Raw genomic sequence first — 15,270 nt, forward strand, 5'->3', positions numbered from 1 at the left:
GGAACGAGCGCCCTTGAGGGACCGGCCCGAACCGGAGAGACGATGAGACTGACGGGAAACCCCCATACACATCCCTGATGCCGCCCGAGCGGCTCCCGCACACCCGAAGTCCCGCCCCACATCCCGGCCCCGCCCGCCAGGCTTCCGCCCCCGGCCCTCGCCCGACCCCTCACATGCTCATCGAGCGCGCGTAGTTGAGCTGCGACATCACCCACTGGTAGGTGTACGCGTCCACCGCCGGGATCATCGTGGAGTGGTGGCGGCCGCCGCTGGTGACCGTGACCTGGATGTAGCCCGTGGTGGTCTTCTGCTTCATCAGGAGGAAGAGCAGGCCCAGCAGGCAGAAGAGGAAGAAGATGATCGCGAGCACGATCGCGTGCGGCGGGATCTTCTCCTCGGTGCGCGAGAAGTCCGTCGCGTTCCACATTGCGCCCTTGAGCGGCATCGTGCCCGACGGGGTGATGATCTGATCCCCGGCGATGGTGATGTCGCCGAGGGACATGCCGGCTCCGCCGACTCCGCCGGCCGCCGGGACGGCGACGGGGTAGGCGGGGGTCGGCATGCCGGCGCCGCCGATGGTCGGCTGGTAGGCCGGGGCGGCCGGGTAGGGCTGGGGGTAGCCGTAACTGGCCTCGCCCGGGCCCCACTTGTAGTCGCCCTGGCCGGGAGTGGCGGGCGTGCCGGGCTGGCCGCCCTGGCCGGCGGGGTCGCTGGTGTACGGATTCGGCTGCTGCTCGCTCATACGGCCGATCCTTCCACAGCAACTCCCGTGCTGTACCCCGGGTCCGGCAAGCCAGGTCAGAGCGCCGCGCCGACCAGGGTGGTGAGGTGCTTGCGCATCAACTCGCGGTCCCTGCTCGCCGGGAGGAGGGAGTACACGACCGTGCGACGCCCGCCCTCGGTGGCGAACACCCCGTTCGTGGACGGGCCCATGGAGCCGGTCTTGCCCCAGACGACGGTGCCGTCGATCTCGCTGCGCAGCAGCCCGCCCATGCTGAAGCGGTCCTCGGCGCCCTCGGAGAGGGCCGGCATGACGAACAGCTGCCGCTGCTGGGCGGGCTTCAGCAGCCGGCCGCGCAGCAGGTTGGTCATGAAGCGCTCCAGGTCGGGGGCGTTGGAGAGCATGCCGCCCTCGGCCCAGGCCCACGGCTCGATCTCGCCGGAGTCGGTCAGCGCCGGGCCGGGGACGGAGCGGTCCCCGGGCTTCGGGGAGTAGGTGTGGCGCAGCCCGAGCGGACGGGCGATGCGGCGCTGGACCTCGTCGGCGTAGGGGCGGCCGGTGGCCTTCTCGACGACCAGGCCGAGGAGGAAGTAGTTCGCGCCGTTGTACTGCTGTGCGAGCACGGGGTACTGGGGCGCGGCGCACTTCGGGTCGGTCCAGTGGGCGAGGACCTGCTCCGGGGTCGGCGCCTCGCCCTCCACGAAGTCCACGCAGGGCTTCTGGAGGCCGCTGGTGTGGCTCAGGAGCTGGCCGACGGTGATCGGCTCCCAGTGTGCCGGGAGGGTCCCCGGGAGGAGCTCCTGGACGGGGGTGTCCACGGTGAAGCGGCCCTCGCCGACGAGCTGGAGGACCAGGGTGGAGGTGAACAGCTTGGTGATGCTGCCGATACGGAAGTGCGCGGCGGGGTCCTGCGAGAGCGGGCCGGTGGCTCCGGTCCATCCGGTGACGCCCGTCCCGCCCACCCGGACCATGGTGCCGCTCGCCATGGCGCCGGGCTGCATGGCTGCGGTCAGGGCGATGGTGTCGACCGTGTGGTGCGCGCGGACGGTACCGGCCACCGGTGCGTCCTGCGGCTCGGCGGCCGAGGCCGGCAGGACGGCGCCGACGGTGACGGATGCGAGGGCCGCGCCCGCGAGGACCAGGGTGGTCCAGCGGTTCGGGCGGGTGGCGGCGGGCTCGGTGTGCGCGGTCTTCGTCATGTCTGTGAGTCTGCTGCCGGGGAGATCCACCGACCATGGGGGAAGCCCCCCACCGGACCCTGAGGAGCCCCCGACCGGTGATCGGGTCCGGCACGGCCCGCTGTCAGTGGTCACCCCTACTGGCGGCCGTAGGGGAACGGTGGCAGTCGCCGGCGAGACGACCGCCGGAGGCCGTGGCGACGGCTGGGGGCTCGACGTGCCCGAGGAGCGGCTTCCGCTGCGCGAGGTGATCCGGCGCAGGGCGTTCCGGGAGGTCGCGGCCGGCGCGTACGGCGGCGAGTACACGATGGTGCTGCGCGACGGCCGGGACCCCGTCGACCCGCTGCCGCTCACGGAGGTACCGGCGCTGGTCCTGAGCGAGGTGCTGCGCGACGTCGGCCTCTTCGTCGGCGCGGCCGGCGTCGGCAACGATCCGGCCTGGTTCGACGGCGGACCGGAGGGCCGCTTCCGCGAGTACTGGACCTCGTACGGCTTCGGCGAGCTGAACCAGAGCGCCGAGACCCGGCGGGTGCTGTCGGAGCGGCTGGTGCCGCGGCCGGCCATCGCCGACCGGTGCACCTTCCAGGGCCGTTTCCTGCACGTGCGGGGCGAGCTGCGCACGTACCGGATCCACCTGGGCTCAGGGAACGTCCTGATGGCCCCGGACGACCGGTACCTGTGCATCGTGCCCGGCGGAGCGGGGGCACCGGGCACCCCGAGACCGGCTGCCTGCCCTTCGAGGGGGACCGCACCCTCGCGGTCATCCTCTCCAAGGCCGTGCTGCTCGCGAGGGACACGGAGATCACCGACCCGACGATCACCGGCCAGCTCCGCCGCTGACGCCCCGAGCCCCGCGCCCCGCGGGAAACGGAAACGGGAACGGGAACGCCGAAGGCCCCGCCCCCGGACGAACCGGGTGCGGGGCCTTCGCCGGGAAGGCTAGAAGCGGCGCGTGATCAGCGCGCGCTTGACTTCCTGGATCGCCTTCGTGACCTCGATGCCACGCGGGCACGCGTCGGTGCAGTTGAAGGTCGTGCGGCAGCGCCACACGCCGTCCTTGTCGTTCAGGATCTCCAGCCGCTGCTCGCCCGCCTCGTCACGCGAGTCGAAGATGAAGCGGTGCGCGTTGACGATCGCCGCCGGGCCGAAGTACTGGCCGTCGTTCCAGAACACCGGGCACGAGGACGTGCACGCGGCGCACAGGATGCACTTGGTGGTGTCGTCGAAGCGCTCGCGGTCCTCGGCGGACTGCAGGCGCTCGCGCGTCGGCTCGTTGCCCTTGGTGACCAGGAACGGCATGACGTCGCGGTACGCCTGGAAGAAGGGCTCCATGTCGACGACAAGGTCCTTCATCACCGTGAGGCCCTTGATGGCCTCGACGGTGATCGGCTTCTCCGGGTTGATGTCCTTGATCAGCGTCTTGCAGGCGAGCCTGTTCTTGCCGTTGATCCGCATCGCGTCGGAGCCGCAGATGCCGTGCGCGCACGAGCGACGGAAGGTCAGCGTGCCGTCGAGGTCCCACTTGATCTTGTGGAGACCGTCGAGCACGCGCTCCTTCGGGTCGATCTCGATCTGGAAGTCCTGCCACTGAGACTCTTCGGAGATCTCGGGGTTGAAGCGGCGGATCCGGAAGGTGACCGTGATGAAGGGCGAGGCCGCGGCCGCGGCCTCCATCTTGTCCATGGTCGGGGTGGCCATCAGTACTTACGCTCCATCGGCTGGTAGCGGGTGACGACGACGGGCTTGTAGTCCAACCGGACGGAGTCCTTGCCGTCGGCGCCGACCTCGCGGTACGCCATGGTGTGGCGCATGAAGTTGACGTCGTCGCGGTTCGGGTAGTCCTCGCGGTAGTGACCGCCGCGGGACTCCTTGCGCGCCAGCGCGGACACGGCCATGACCTCGGCCAGGTCGAGCAGGTTGCCCAGCTCGATGGCCTCCAGCAGGTCCGTGTTGAAGCGCTTGCCCTTGTCCTGGACGGACACGTTCTTGTAGCGCTCGCGCAGCTCCGCGATCTTCTCGACCGCGGTCTTGATGGTCTGCTCCGTACGGAACACCATCACGCACGCGTCCATCGTCTCCTGGAGCTCCAGACGCAGCTCGGCGACCCGCTCGTTGCCCGTGGAGTTGCGCAGGTGCTCGACGAGGTCGGCGACCTGCTGCGCCGGGTTCTCCGGGAGCTCGACGTAGTCGTTCTCCTGGGAGTACTTCGCGGCGGCGATGCCGGAGCGCTTGCCGAAGACGTTGATGTCCAGCAGCGAGTTGGTGCCCAGGCGGTTCGCGCCGTGCACCGACACGCACGCGACCTCGCCGGCCGCGTACAGGCCCGGGACGACGGTGGTGTTGTCGCTGAGGACCTCACCCTCGACGTTGGTCGGGATGCCGCCCATGGCGTAGTGCGCGGTGGGCTGGATCGGGATCGGGTCCGTGTACGGCTCGATGCCCAGGTAGGTGCGCGCGAACTCGGTGATGTCCGGGAGCTTCGCGTCGAGCTGCTCCGGCGGGAGGTGCGTCAGGTCCAGGTACACGTGGTCACCGGCGGGGCCGCAGCCGCGGCCCTCACGGATCTCGGTGTAGATGGAGCGCGAGACGACGTCACGGGACGCGAGGTCCTTCATGACCGGCGCGTACTTCTCCATGAAGCGCTCGCCGTCCTTGTTGCGGAGGATGCCGCCCTCACCGCGGGCGCCCTCCGTCAGCAGGATGCCCATGCGCCAGATGCCCGTCGGGTGGAACTGGAAGAACTCCATGTCCTCGAGCGGCAGGCCGCGGCGGTAGCAGGCCGCCTGGCCGTCACCCGTGAGGGTGTGCGCGTTGGAGGTCACCTTGAAGAACTTGCCGGTGCCGCCGGAGGCGTAGATGACGGCCTTGGCCTGGAACACGTGGATCTCGCCGGTGGCGAGCTCGTACGCGACCACACCGGCCGACTTCTTGACGCCGTCCTCCTCGACCAGGAGCTGGTCCAGGACGTAGAACTCGTTGAAGAACTCCACGCCCTCCTTGACGCAGTTCTGGTAGAGCGTCTGGAGGATCATGTGACCGGTGCGGTCCGCGGCGTAGCAGGACCGGCGGACCGGGGCCTCGCCGTGGTTGCGCGAGTGACCGCCGAAGCGGCGCTGGTCGATGGTGCCGTCCGGGGTGCGGTTGAACGGCAGGCCCATCTTCTCCAGGTCGAGGACCGCGTCGATGGCCTCCTTCGCCAGGATCTCGGCGGCGTCCTGGTCGACCAGGTAGTCACCGCCCTTGACCGTGTCGAAGGTGTGCCACTCCCAGTTGTCCTCTTCCACGTTGGCCAGCGCGGCGGCCATGCCGCCCTGCGCGGCGCCCGTGTGGGAGCGGGTCGGGTAGAGCTTCGTCAGCACGGCGGTGCGGCTGCGCTTCGTCGACTCGATGGCGGCGCGCATGCCCGCGCCACCGGCGCCGACGATGACGGTGTCGTACTTGTGGATCTTCATTTGGTTCGCCTCAGCCCCGTTGCCTAGCGGATGTTCGGGTCGAAGGTGAAGATCACCAGCGTGCCCAGAAGGATGGTGAACACCGTGGCGGTGTAGAGCAGGCCCTTCAGCCACAGCCGCGTGTTGGCACGCTCCGCGTAGTCGTTGATGACGGTACGCAGACCGTTGGCGCCGTGCAGCATGGCCAGCCACAGCATCAGCAGGTCCCAGACCTGCCAGAACGGGGACGCCCAGCGGCCGGCCACGAAGGCGAAACCGATCTTGGACACGCCGCCGTCGAGCACCAGCTGGATCAGCAGGTGGCCGATGACCAGGACGACGAGCACGATGCCCGAGAGGCGCATGAAGAGCCACGCGGCCATCTCGAAGTTGCCGCGGGTCGAGCGCGGGGTCTTGCCCGTGCGCTTGCGCGGTGCCTCGATGTACGGGGCGGGGTTGTCGATGTCGTAGAGGGACGCGCCCTCGATGTCACCGATGCCCTTTTCGAAAGAAGTGTCAGAAGACATGCGTGTCACTTCCCGAAGAGTTCGAGGTAGGCGTGGCCCAGGACGGGGTACAGGGCCCCGGCCATCAGTACGGCCCAGATGCCCACGACGGTCCAGAGCATCTGCTTCTGGTAGCGGGGGCCCTTGGACCAGAAGTCCACGGCGATGACACGGAGACCGTTGAGCGCGTGGAACAGGATGGCGGCGACGAGGCCGTATTCCAGCAGCGCGACGATCGGAGTCTTGTAGGTAGCAACGACATCGTCGTACGCCTCGGGGGAGACGCGAACGAGAGCGGTGTCGAGGACGTGTACGAACAGGAAGAAGAAAATGAGGACGCCGGTGACTCGATGAGCCACCCAGGACCACATTCCTTCCCGGCCGCGGTACAACGTTCCAGCCGGCACGGAAAACCCTCCGGAAGCGGGGCGGGGGCCAGCCGGCTTCTTTGTCGGTCGGGCCCGGCCGGGTACGGTCCTCCGGCCCCGGACATCGTAGCGACGCTTTGTCGGTTCCCTTGCGCGGGGGCCATCGGTGTGATCAAACAGGCACGTACGGACTATCCCACAGGGGCGAATAGCCCGATTTCCGTGGCAGTCAGCCCATCGGGCGAGGTCAGCCAGCGTGTCAGATCCCGGAGCCGGGACTGGGCGACACGGCGCAGCTCGTCCGCGGAGATCGAGCGCTCCTCGTCCACCTCGTGGCCCATCCGCCGGCGGATCGCGCCCAGCAGCTGGTCGGCCTGCTCCTCCGGCGGGTGGCCGTCGAGGCAGATCACGAAGGCGTGACCGAACTTTCGTTCGTACTCCGCGTGGGCTGCGTCGAGGGCCAGCAGTGCGGCGTACGGAGCCCCGTGGTCCAGCTCCGCGGAGGACTCCGCGGCCAGCGCCTCGGTCAGGTCGCCCTGCGAGAGGTCGTACGAGGCCTCGTCCGCGGCCGCGATCAGGGACTCGGGATCGGGGTAGGGGCGGTGTGCCGCCACCCGGTGAGCCCAGCGCCGGCTTCCGCAGCAGTGCAGCAGGACGGCCCGGGCGGCTTCGGGGGGCAGAGCGTTGAACCGCGCGAGCCCGTAGGAGTGAGAAGGCTCGCAGCCGCGGGAAGGGTCGGAGCTCACCGCTGGCTTCGTCCGGGCAATGCCTCCTGGGGCCTGTGCCGGAAGGTGGCTGGACAGCAGGGGGCTCCTCGGGGCGCGGCGGGGGTGTACCGCCACGCTATCGACGCAGGGCAGGGTGTGTCGTACCGATTCGGGGATTTCACCCGGAAGTGAGCCGAAAGGATGACGTGAGCGCCACGGGCAGGCATGGTGAGGGCCCCGGGAGGGGGAGGGCGACCGAGGCCGCCACCCCCCACAGGAGAGGCCCCGGCCGCCATCCGTCACGGGCTCGTGCGACAAGCCCGTACCCCTGTCAGCGCCTCGGGTGCGTTTTGTGTCACACCTCGCTCCGCACAGGGTTGGTTGCACGTTGTATCACTCGTGGACGAGAGGTGCTTGAAAGCCGTAACGTGCTGATTTGCGCCACACGTACAGGACAGTGAACGGGTTGGGGACTTTGCTGGGGGACGACGCGGAGCTGACCGCCGCGGTGCTCGCGGCACAGGACGGCGACGAGAACGCGTTCCGTGCTGTGTACCGCGCCGTGCACCCACGCCTGCTCGGTTACGTACGCACGCTCGTCGGGGACGGCGACGCGGAGGACGTGACCTCCGAGGCATGGCTGCAGATCGCCCGCGACCTCGACTCCTTCACCGGCGACGCCGACCGCTTCCGCGGCTGGGCCGCACGCATCGCCCGCAACCGGGCCCTCGACCACATCCGCATGCGCGGCCGCCGTCCCGCCATCGGCGGCGACGACACCGAGCTGAGCGGCTGGGCCGCCGAGTGCGACACCGCGGGCGCGGCGATGGAGTCCCTCTCCACCGGGCGGACCATGGCGCTCATCGCGCAGCTTCCGCAGGACCAGGCCGAGGCCGTCGTCCTGCGGGTCGTGGTCGGCCTGGACGCCAAGAGCGCCGCCGAGACCCTGGGGAAGCGGCCCGGCGCCGTCCGCACCGCCGCCCACCGGGGCCTGAAGAAGCTGGCCGAGCTGCTCGGCGCGGAGGGCGGCCACGACCCGGACCCGGACACCGCCTCCGGCGCGGGCGCGACGGTCGGCCATAATGCCCGTGGCCAGGCATGGGACGGCGGGGGCGGGAGGGATCTCGACGCCGTACCCGCACAGCGTGGCCGTGGCGGGGGCTTCATAGAACAAACCGGTGTGACGGATTCACGTTGGCGGACGCAGAAGGACATGTGATGGCCGACGAGCGCAACAGGTGGCTGGACAAAGCCGCGGCGGACAAACTGCTGCGCGGGGAACCGGTGGAACCTGTGGGGCCGGCCGCCGATCAGCGTGCCCGGACCGAGGCCGCCCGGCTGCGGGCCGCCCTGGACGCACTGGGTGCCGTGAGCGAGCCGCTGCCCGCGGGCGCGGAACTTCCCGGCGAGGCCGCGGCGGTGGCCGCCTTCCGTACGGCGCGCGGCGCCGCGCGCCCCTCCGTGGCACGCCCCGAGATGGCGGCCGCGTCCACCGAACCCCTGATCGACCTCGGCCGTGTGATCCCCGCGCCCGTCCCCGCCTCCCGGCGCGGCCGGACCGTGAGCTTCGGCCTGGCGGCGGCCCTGGCCAGTGTCGCCGTCGGCGGAGTGGCCGCGGCGATGGGCGCCGGGCTGCTGGAGCGGTCCCGGCACGACAGTGCGGGACCCGGTCCGGCGATGTCCGTGAGCGCCGGCGAGAACCCGGCCCCGGGCATCGGCAGCGGAGCCCCGACCCCCACCCCGAAGTCGAAGCCCACCGTCCTGCCGGACGGCTCGAATGCGACGGTCGTCCCGGGAACTCCGCAGACACCGGGCACGGACGGCCCTACAGCCCCCGGGACCGGCACGGGCGGCGACACCTCCGCGGGCACGTCGGCGATCGGCGGCTCGGGCGGCAAGGACGCCCAGGGCGGCCAGAGCGGCAAGGACGGCGACGGCCGGGACACCTTCGGTTCCGGAGGGGACAAGGGCAAGGACCGCGACCGCGAGGAACTCCTCAAGGCCGTGGACCTCTGCGAGGGGTTCAAGAAGGGCCAGCTCGACGAGGAGCGCCGTCAGCGGCTCACGCGCCTGGCCAACGGCCTCACCCGGATCCCGGAGTACTGCAAGTCGCTCCTGGACGACGACGGCTCCGGCGGCAAGCGCAACGACGTCCCGCAACGGGACGGGACGCTCCGGGCGCCGACCCTGACACCGGCGGTCCCGCGGGGTTCCATCGGCCAGCACGTCGGCCGCTGACACATGCGCTGACCCGCCTGTAACACTTTTCGAACCGGTGACGCAGTACCTATCGAGCCGACTGGTCATCGGCCGCGCATGAGCCGGGGTTCCCCCCGTACCCCTGGGCTCTGCGCAACCGGCGCGGGCGGGGCACGTTCCCCCGGCCCTGCCCGCGCCCTTTACTTCAGACCCTGCAGGTACCGCAGACCGAAAAAGCCCGAGGCATCGCCTCGGGCTTCTTGCTTGCCGCAGGCCTCGCGGGACCGGAGATCCGGTCCCGGCCTCCACGGCATCACCAGTAGACGACGACCTTGTCGCCGACCTGCACCTGGTCGAACAGCGCCGACAGCTTGCCCTTGTCCCGGACGTTCACGCAGCCGTGCGAGGCGCCGTTGTAGCCGCGGGCCGCGAAGTCGGCCGAGTAGTGCACCGCCTGGCCGCCACTGAAGAACATCGCGTACGGCATCGGCGTGTGGTAGATCGTCGACGTCCACTCCTTGGCCTTCCAGCCCACGTTGAACACGCCCTCGCGGGTCGGGGTGTTCTCGGAGCCGAAGCGCACGTCCATCGTGGAGACGACCTTGCCGTCGATCATCCAGGCGAGGGTGCGGCTCTCCTTGCTGATGCACATGACGCGGCCCTGCATGCAGCGCGGGTCCGGCGCGTCGACCTCGTTGACGGTCGGCGGGCGCAGCTCGTCGGCGGTGGGCTTCTTGCTGGAGCTCTGGATCTTCTTCCAGGTGGCCTCGTCGACCGAACCCGTGGCGTTCAGCCCGTTCTTCGACTGGAAGGACTTGACCGCGGCCGTCGTCTTCGAACCGTAGAAACCGGTCGGCGCGACCGACATCAGCTTGAGCTGCCTCAGCCGGGCCTGGAGCTCGCGGACCTGGTCGCTGTCGTCGCCGTTGGCCATGATCTGCTTCACCGAGGGGGAAGGAGAGGCCGACGCGGACGCCGATGCCGAGGCCGAGGGTGACGGAGAGGCCTCGCCCGGCTTGTTGTCGGTGCTCGGGGAGGCTTCGGGGGAGGCGCCCGCCGTGGGCGAGGACGAAGCCGATGAGGCGGAGCCGGCGGACTCCGTCTTCTGCGGCCCGCAGGCGGTCGCGGTGAGCGCGACGGCGATTGCCACCCCGATCGTGCGGATTATGACTCTCTGGCGCTGCATTGCAGTCCCCCGGTTTCTACGTCGTGTATCTAGGTGATGCTTCGCGCGCGTGGAGAGTTGCACTCGGTCCCGGGATGTTGCGCCATTGTGACCGGCAGTCGTCCGCAGCCTTACGAAGCGATTCGCGGCTGGGGGCACCCCAGCGGTGGCTCGGGGAGGTTTTATCAGTCCCGGGCCCGGTTGCTCTACGGAGGACTACGTCACATGGCACGCACCGAGAGCGGAATCCCCGTCGAACCCGTCTACGGGCCCGGTGACCTGACGGGGTGGGACCCGGAGACCGAGCTCGGCCGACCGGGCGACTTCCCCTACACTCGGGGGATTTATCCGAACATGTACACCGGTCGGCCGTGGACCATGCGGCAGTACGCCGGCTTCGGCACGGCCACCGAGTCCAACGCCCGCTACCGGCAGCTCATCGAGGGCGGCGGCACCGGGCTCTCCGTCGCCTTCGACCTGCCCACGCAGATGGGACACGACTCCGACGCCCCCCTCGCACAGGGCGAGGTCGGCAAGGTCGGCGTCGCCGTCGACTCGCTCGACGACATGCGGACGCTGTTCGACGGGATCCCCCTCGACCGGGTCTCCACCTCGATGACGATCAACGCCCCCGCCGCACTGCTCCTGCTGCTCTACCAACTGGTGGCGGAGGAACAGGGCATCCCGGGCACGCAACTGACGGGGACGGTCCAGAACGACGTACTGAAGGAGTACATCGCGCGCGGGACGTACATCTTCCCGCCCGGCCCCTCGCTGCGGCTGACGGCCGACACCTTCCGCTACTGCCGCGCCGAGATCCCCCGGTGGAACACCATCTCCATCTCCGGCTACCACATGGCCGAAGCCGGGGCCTCGCCCGTGCAGGAGGTCGCCTTCACCCTCGCCGACGGCATCGCGTACGTCCGTACGGCCCTGGCGGCGGGGATGGTCGTCGACGAGTTCGCCCCCCGGCTCTCCTTCTTCTTCGTCGCCCGCACCACCCTGCTGGAGGAGGTCGCGAAGTTCCGTGCGGCCCGGCGGATCTGGGCCCGCGTCATGCGGGAGGACTTCGGTGCGCGGGACCCGAAGTCGCTGATGCTGCGCTTCCACACCCAGACGGCCGGGGTCCAGCTGACCGCGCAGCAGCCGGAGCTGAACCTCGTACGGGTGGCCGTGCAGGCCCTGGCCGCCGTACTGGGCGGCACGCAGTCGCTGCACACCAACTCCTTCGACGAGGCGATCGCGCTCCCGACGGAGAAGTCCGCCCGCCTCGCGCTGCGCACCCAGCAGGTCCTCGCGCACGAGACGGACGTGCCGCACACCGTGGACCCCTTCGCCGGGTCGTACGCCGTGGAACGGATGACGGACGAACTGGAGGAGGCGGCGCTCGCGCTGATGCGCCGCGTCGAGGACCAGGGCGGGGCGGTGGCGGCGATCGAGGCCGGGTTCCAGAAGGCCGAGATCGAGCGGAACGCCTACCGCATCGCGCAGGAGACCGAGAGCGGGGAGCGGGTGGTGGTCGGGGTCAACCGCTTCGCGCTGGAGCGCGAGGAGCGGTACGAGCCGCTGCGCGTCGACCCGGCGATCGAGGCACGGCAGTGCGCGGCGCTGGCGCGGCTGCGGACGGAGCGCAACGGGGCGGCGGTGACGTCGGCACTGAACGCCCTGAAGGAGGCTGCTGCGGGTACGGCGAACGTGCTGTACCCGATGAAGGAGGCGCTGCGGGCCCGGGCCACGGTGGGTGAGGTGTGCGGGGCGCTGAGGGAGGTCTGGGGGACCTACGAGCCCACCGGTTCCACCTGGTGAAACGCACTGGCGCGTCAGGTGCAACTCTATGGGACACTCCTGCGCATGCTGGGTGTGACAGATCTTCCGACCTATCTCGCCGGCCTGGTGCTGATCGTTCTGCTGCCGGGGCCGAACTCGCTCTACGTGCTGTCCGTGGCCGCCCGCCGCGGGGTGCGCACCGGGTACAAGGCCGCCGCCGGGGTGTTCACCGGCGACGCCGTGCTCATGCTGCTCACCGCCTTGGGCGCCGGGGCGCTGCTCCGGGCGAGCCCGCTGGTGTTCACCGTGGTCAAGTTCCTCGGGGCCGGTTACCTGGCGTGGCTGGCCGTGGGGATGATGCGGGGCGCCTGGGCGCTGTGGCGCACGCGTGCGGAGCGGGCCGAGGCCGAGCCCGCCGTGCCCGCGGACCCGGCGGAGAACGAGCGGCCCTACCGGCGGGCGCTGCTGATCAGTCTCCTGAACCCGAAGGCCATCCTCTTCCTGATGTCCTTCTTCGTGCAGTTCGTGGACCCGTCGTACGCCTACCCGGCGCTGTCGTTCCTGCTCCTGGGCGGTCTGCTGCAGACGGGCAGCTTCCTGTACCTGACGCTGCTGATCTTCGGAGGCACCCGCCTCTCGGCGGCCTTCCGCCGTCGCAGGCGGCTGTCGGCCGGGGCCACCTCGGCGGCGGGCGTGCTGTTCCTCGGCTTCGCGGCCAAGCTCGCCGTCAGCTGAGGCGCTCGGTCGACGGGGTCGGCGGACGCCGTCAGCCGAGCGCCCGGCGCAGCCGGCCCATCCGCCGTACGGCCCGGCGCACCGCCCGGCTGCGCGGCAGGAACGACAGCTGCGCCGGGATGCCGCCCGGCAGGCCGAGGGTGGTCAGCCGGCGGCGGGTGAAGTACCGCCAGGTGCGCGGGGTCAGGCGCTGGGCCAGGTAGGCCTCGGCCGCCGGCCGGCGCGCGGCCAGGATCTGCGGCTGCATGGTGAACCCGACGGCGGTGAGCAGTGCGGCCGGTTCTCCCCGGACCTGCTCGGGGGTCGGCGGCGTCCAGGTGCGTACCGCCTCCGCGTCGGCGAGGTCCGGGAGCAGGGCGTCCACCAGGGCCAGCGGGATCCGGTTGCTGTTCGGGTACGGGGTGAGGGCGGCCAGGACCGCGTCGGTGCCGGTCCGGGCGACCGGGAGCCCGTACAGCGTGGCGGCGGTCAGCAGCCCGGTGGAGAAGCAGCCGACGACCAGCGCGGGGCGCAGCCGCTGGTAGAGGGTCTCGGCCAGGACCGGGGCGTCGACGACGGTCAGCCGCGCGCCGAGCCGTTCGGCCTCCGCCCGCGCCCGCGTGCAGTACGCGGCCGGGGCGCCGGGGTGCGGTTTGAAGACCAGCTCCCGGTGGCCCAGGGCGTGGGCGCCGCGGACCATCGACACGTGGAGCTCCTCCTCCTCGGCCAGGGTCATCAGGTCGAGGGCCGAGAGGTACTGGCCCAGGAGCAGGGCGGGGGGCCCGGCGGGGCCGGCGGTTTCCGCGGGCCCGGCGGTTTCCGCAGGGCCGGCCGCCGGGGCTCCGGTCGTCGCTGTGGCCTCGGTGAGCTCGGTGAGGACCTTGAGGAACGGCTCGGTCGGCACCAGTTCCACCCGCACCCCGAACTCCGTCAGCAGCAGGGGCTCCAGACCGGGCACCAGGTCCAGGTGGAGCACCCGGCGCACCCGCATCCCGAGCTGCGGATCGAGGCGGAAGCGGGTGGGTCCGTAGCTCATGAGCCCGTCGGCGTAGACGTCGACGGCGGCGCCCGGGAAGAGCCGGCACAGGGTCTGGGCCGGCGGGACCTGGAGGGACTCCACGATCAGCTCGATCCGGTCCTCGCCGAGGTTCCACAGGGTGCGCAGCTGCCGTTCCCAGATCGGGACGTCCTCCGGGCGCGGGGCCCAGGTGCTCGGATGCTGCGGCTCGATGACGCGGTTCCAGTCGAGGACCTCGTCGAAGCGGGAGCGCAGGGCGGCGAAGCCCGGCATGTCCGCGACCCCCGGGGTGACCTCGGCGGTGACGGCGTGGTTGCTGGTCAGCAGGATGCGGCGGCCGGCGGGCGGGAAGGCGCCCGCGTCGATGCCCGCCGCGAGCGTGGCCGCGCCGTAGAGGGTGGAGGCCAGGAAGATCTGGGTGGGCATCAGGCGCTCGCCCCCGACGGCGTGCGTCGGCCGCCGCGCAGGCGGCGCAGCACGGTGGAGCGTTCGACGTCCATCGAGTCCAGGACCTGGTCCAGTACGTCCTGCGGCATGCGGCCGAGCGCGGCCGAGCTCATGAGGCGGAGCTTCTTGGCCACCTCCGGCTCGAACCTCTCGATGGATCCCCAATGGTGGGCGATAATTGCACAATAGGTTCGGACGGCTTTCGGGAGCAGTCGATCGGATTCCCGGTCATCGAGCACGCCGGCTAGTACTTGATCGAATGCGGGGATGAAATCGAGCTGCCGTTCGTCGCCGATCTGCGTCAATGAGGTGGAAACCCCGCGCCGGTAGAAGACCCCGGGCAGCCCGACCGCGGCGAAGGACGCCGCCTCCCGGTGCAGCCGCCAGATCCACGGCCGGTCCTCCGCGGTCCGCAACCCGTCGGTGAAGTGCAGCAACCCGCGGTCCAGCAGCCGCCGGTGGTACATGCCGGCCCAGGCATACGGATAGTCCACCGAGGTGGCCCGGTCGACGGGCAGGATCGCGGTGCGCGGATCGGCGACCACCGACTGCGGGCCGTAGGGGACGCGCTGCACGCTCCGCGACCGGCCTGTGCACTTCACATGGTCGGTGCGGACGAAATCGCAGCTCAGATCCTCTATGGCGGCCACCGTGCGGGCCAGGTGGCCGGGCGCCAGCCAGTCGTCCCCGTCCAGGAAGGCCAGGTACTCGCCGCGGGCCGCGTCCAGACCGGTGTTCCGCGCGGTGGCCAGGCCGCCGTTGCGCTCGTGTCTGAGGTGCACCGCCCCCGGCAGATCGCGCGCCGCCCGCTCCAGCAGGTCGGGCGTCCCGTCCGTCGAGCAGTCGTCGACGAGCAGGAACTCGAAATCGTCCCGGGCGTTGAGTTCGAGACTCTTCAGGGCATCCGGTGCGTATGTCTGCACGTTGTAGAACGGCACGACAACAGAGAGCTTGGGCACCTGCGAAACATTAGGGCGCCGGCCGGCATTCACTGTGGCCCGGACGCGGATTCCATGTGAACGGAGCGGGGCGGGCGAGTTAACCCGTGC

15 protein-coding genes are annotated in these 15,270 nt (G+C 70.6%); 5 read left to right on the plus strand and 10 right to left on the minus strand.

The features are described from left to right. Positions 1 to 169 precede the first annotated feature (169 nt). Together ACGFZK_RS19785 and ACGFZK_RS19790 are read right to left on the minus strand one after the other, a co-directional pair. The gene (locus ACGFZK_RS19785) at positions 170 to 742 is read right to left on the minus strand and encodes a hypothetical protein (RefSeq protein ID WP_393850163.1); all 573 of its coding nucleotides are present in this window, start codon (positions 740 to 742) and stop codon (positions 170 to 172) included. 56 nt (positions 743 to 798) lie between these two features. Next, entirely contained in the window at positions 799 to 1,920 is a 1,122-nt protein-coding gene (locus ACGFZK_RS19790) for a serine hydrolase domain-containing protein (protein WP_393850164.1), read from the minus strand. A 139-nt stretch (positions 1,921 to 2,059) separates the two neighbouring features. On the opposite strand from ACGFZK_RS19790, the gene ACGFZK_RS19795 reads away from it, so the two are divergent. Beyond that, positions 2,060 to 2,842, plus strand: a complete 783-nt coding sequence (locus ACGFZK_RS19795) for a hypothetical protein (RefSeq protein ID WP_393850165.1) — start codon at positions 2,060 to 2,062, stop codon at positions 2,840 to 2,842. Here ACGFZK_RS19795 and ACGFZK_RS19800 read toward each other — a convergent pair. The 5 genes from ACGFZK_RS19800 to ACGFZK_RS19820 all read right to left on the minus strand — a co-directional run bounded on the left by ACGFZK_RS19800 (position 2,839) and on the right by ACGFZK_RS19820 (position 6,950). Continuing rightward, positions 2,839 to 3,597 (minus strand): succinate dehydrogenase iron-sulfur subunit, encoded by a 759-nt coding sequence (locus ACGFZK_RS19800; protein WP_393850166.1) that lies wholly within the window; start codon positions 3,595 to 3,597, stop codon positions 2,839 to 2,841. The genes ACGFZK_RS19795 and ACGFZK_RS19800 overlap by 4 nt on opposite strands. Beyond that, complete coding sequence (gene sdhA / locus ACGFZK_RS19805; protein WP_189733157.1) at positions 3,597 to 5,351, minus strand: succinate dehydrogenase flavoprotein subunit; 1,755 nt, start codon at positions 5,349 to 5,351, stop codon at positions 3,597 to 3,599. Before sdhA ends, ACGFZK_RS19800 begins: the two co-directional genes overlap by 1 nt. 23 nt (positions 5,352 to 5,374) lie before the next feature. Beyond that, positions 5,375 to 5,857 (minus strand): succinate dehydrogenase hydrophobic membrane anchor subunit, encoded by a 483-nt coding sequence (locus ACGFZK_RS19810; protein WP_393850167.1) that lies wholly within the window; start codon positions 5,855 to 5,857, stop codon positions 5,375 to 5,377. Between the two features lie 5 nt (positions 5,858 to 5,862). Beyond that, entirely contained in the window at positions 5,863 to 6,243 is a 381-nt protein-coding gene (gene sdhC, locus ACGFZK_RS19815) for a succinate dehydrogenase, cytochrome b556 subunit (RefSeq protein WP_393850168.1), read from the minus strand. Positions 6,244 to 6,395: 152 nt separating this feature from the next. Continuing rightward, a complete protein-coding gene (locus ACGFZK_RS19820; protein WP_393850169.1) occupies positions 6,396 to 6,950 on the minus strand; it encodes a 2-oxo-4-hydroxy-4-carboxy-5-ureidoimidazoline decarboxylase in 555 nt (184 codons plus the stop codon). Positions 6,951 to 7,386: 436 nt separating this feature from the next. Between ACGFZK_RS19820 and ACGFZK_RS19825 the strand changes: the two genes are divergently transcribed. Together ACGFZK_RS19825 and ACGFZK_RS19830 are read left to right on the plus strand one after the other, a co-directional pair. Next, the gene (locus tag ACGFZK_RS19825) at positions 7,387 to 8,130 is read left to right on the plus strand and encodes an RNA polymerase sigma factor (RefSeq protein ID WP_393850301.1); all 744 of its coding nucleotides are present in this window, start codon (positions 7,387 to 7,389) and stop codon (positions 8,128 to 8,130) included. Beyond that, positions 8,130 to 9,149 (plus strand): hypothetical protein, encoded by a 1,020-nt coding sequence (locus ACGFZK_RS19830; protein ID WP_393850170.1) that lies wholly within the window; start codon positions 8,130 to 8,132, stop codon positions 9,147 to 9,149. The genes ACGFZK_RS19825 and ACGFZK_RS19830 overlap by 1 nt, the downstream gene beginning before the upstream one ends. A 274-nt stretch (positions 9,150 to 9,423) precedes the next feature. Here ACGFZK_RS19830 and ACGFZK_RS19835 read toward each other — a convergent pair whose 3' ends face one another. Continuing rightward, positions 9,424 to 10,296 (minus strand): peptidoglycan-binding protein, encoded by an 873-nt coding sequence (locus ACGFZK_RS19835; protein ID WP_393850171.1) that lies wholly within the window; start codon positions 10,294 to 10,296, stop codon positions 9,424 to 9,426. Between the two features lie 204 nt (positions 10,297 to 10,500). Here ACGFZK_RS19835 and ACGFZK_RS19840 point away from each other — a divergent pair, with 204 nt between their 5' ends. Then, positions 10,501 to 12,081: a methylmalonyl-CoA mutase gene (locus ACGFZK_RS19840; RefSeq protein WP_393850172.1), complete on the plus strand. Its 1,581-nt coding sequence runs from the start codon at positions 10,501 to 10,503 to the stop codon at positions 12,079 to 12,081. A 45-nt stretch (positions 12,082 to 12,126) separates the two neighbouring features. Next, on the plus strand, positions 12,127 to 12,777 hold the full coding sequence (gene leuE / locus ACGFZK_RS19845; RefSeq protein WP_393850173.1) for a leucine efflux protein LeuE: 651 nt from the start codon (positions 12,127 to 12,129) through the stop codon (positions 12,775 to 12,777). Between the two features lie 31 nt (positions 12,778 to 12,808). Here leuE and ACGFZK_RS19850 read toward each other — a convergent pair whose 3' ends face one another. Both ACGFZK_RS19850 and ACGFZK_RS19855 read right to left on the minus strand, forming a co-directional pair. Then, a complete protein-coding gene (locus tag ACGFZK_RS19850) occupies positions 12,809 to 14,200 on the minus strand; it encodes a polysialyltransferase family glycosyltransferase (protein ID WP_393850174.1) in 1,392 nt (463 codons plus the stop codon). Next, positions 14,200 to 15,180: a glycosyltransferase family 2 protein gene (locus ACGFZK_RS19855; protein WP_393850175.1), complete on the minus strand. Its 981-nt coding sequence runs from the start codon at positions 15,178 to 15,180 to the stop codon at positions 14,200 to 14,202. The genes ACGFZK_RS19850 and ACGFZK_RS19855 overlap by 1 nt, the downstream gene beginning before the upstream one ends. Positions 15,181 to 15,270: the final 90 nt, after the last annotated feature.

The sequence above is a fragment of the Streptomyces sp. NPDC048257 genome (genome assembly GCF_043201855.1).
Lineage (GTDB): Bacteria > Actinomycetota > Actinomycetes > Streptomycetales > Streptomycetaceae > Streptomyces.

Coding starts and splice junctions, on each gene's coding strand:
- ACGFZK_RS19785 (WP_393850163.1), bottom strand. CDS start 742: ATGAGCGAGCAGCAGCCGAATCCGTACACCAGCGACCCCGCCGGCCAG.
- ACGFZK_RS19790 (WP_393850164.1), bottom strand. CDS start 1,920: ATGACGAAGACCGCGCACACCGAGCCCGCCGCCACCCGCCCGAACCGC.
- ACGFZK_RS19800 (WP_393850166.1), bottom strand. CDS start 3,597: ATGGCCACCCCGACCATGGACAAGATGGAGGCCGCGGCCGCGGCCTCG.
- sdhA (WP_189733157.1), bottom strand. CDS start 5,351: ATGAAGATCCACAAGTACGACACCGTCATCGTCGGCGCCGGTGGCGCG.
- ACGFZK_RS19810 (WP_393850167.1), bottom strand. CDS start 5,857: ATGTCTTCTGACACTTCTTTCGAAAAGGGCATCGGTGACATCGAGGGC.
- ACGFZK_RS19830 (WP_393850170.1), top strand. CDS start 8,130: ATGGCCGACGAGCGCAACAGGTGGCTGGACAAAGCCGCGGCGGACAAA.
- ACGFZK_RS19835 (WP_393850171.1), bottom strand. CDS start 10,296: ATGCAGCGCCAGAGAGTCATAATCCGCACGATCGGGGTGGCAATCGCC.
- ACGFZK_RS19840 (WP_393850172.1), top strand. CDS start 10,501: ATGGCACGCACCGAGAGCGGAATCCCCGTCGAACCCGTCTACGGGCCC.
- leuE (WP_393850173.1), top strand. CDS start 12,127: ATGCTGGGTGTGACAGATCTTCCGACCTATCTCGCCGGCCTGGTGCTG.
- ACGFZK_RS19850 (WP_393850174.1), bottom strand. CDS start 14,200: ATGCCCACCCAGATCTTCCTGGCCTCCACCCTCTACGGCGCGGCCACG.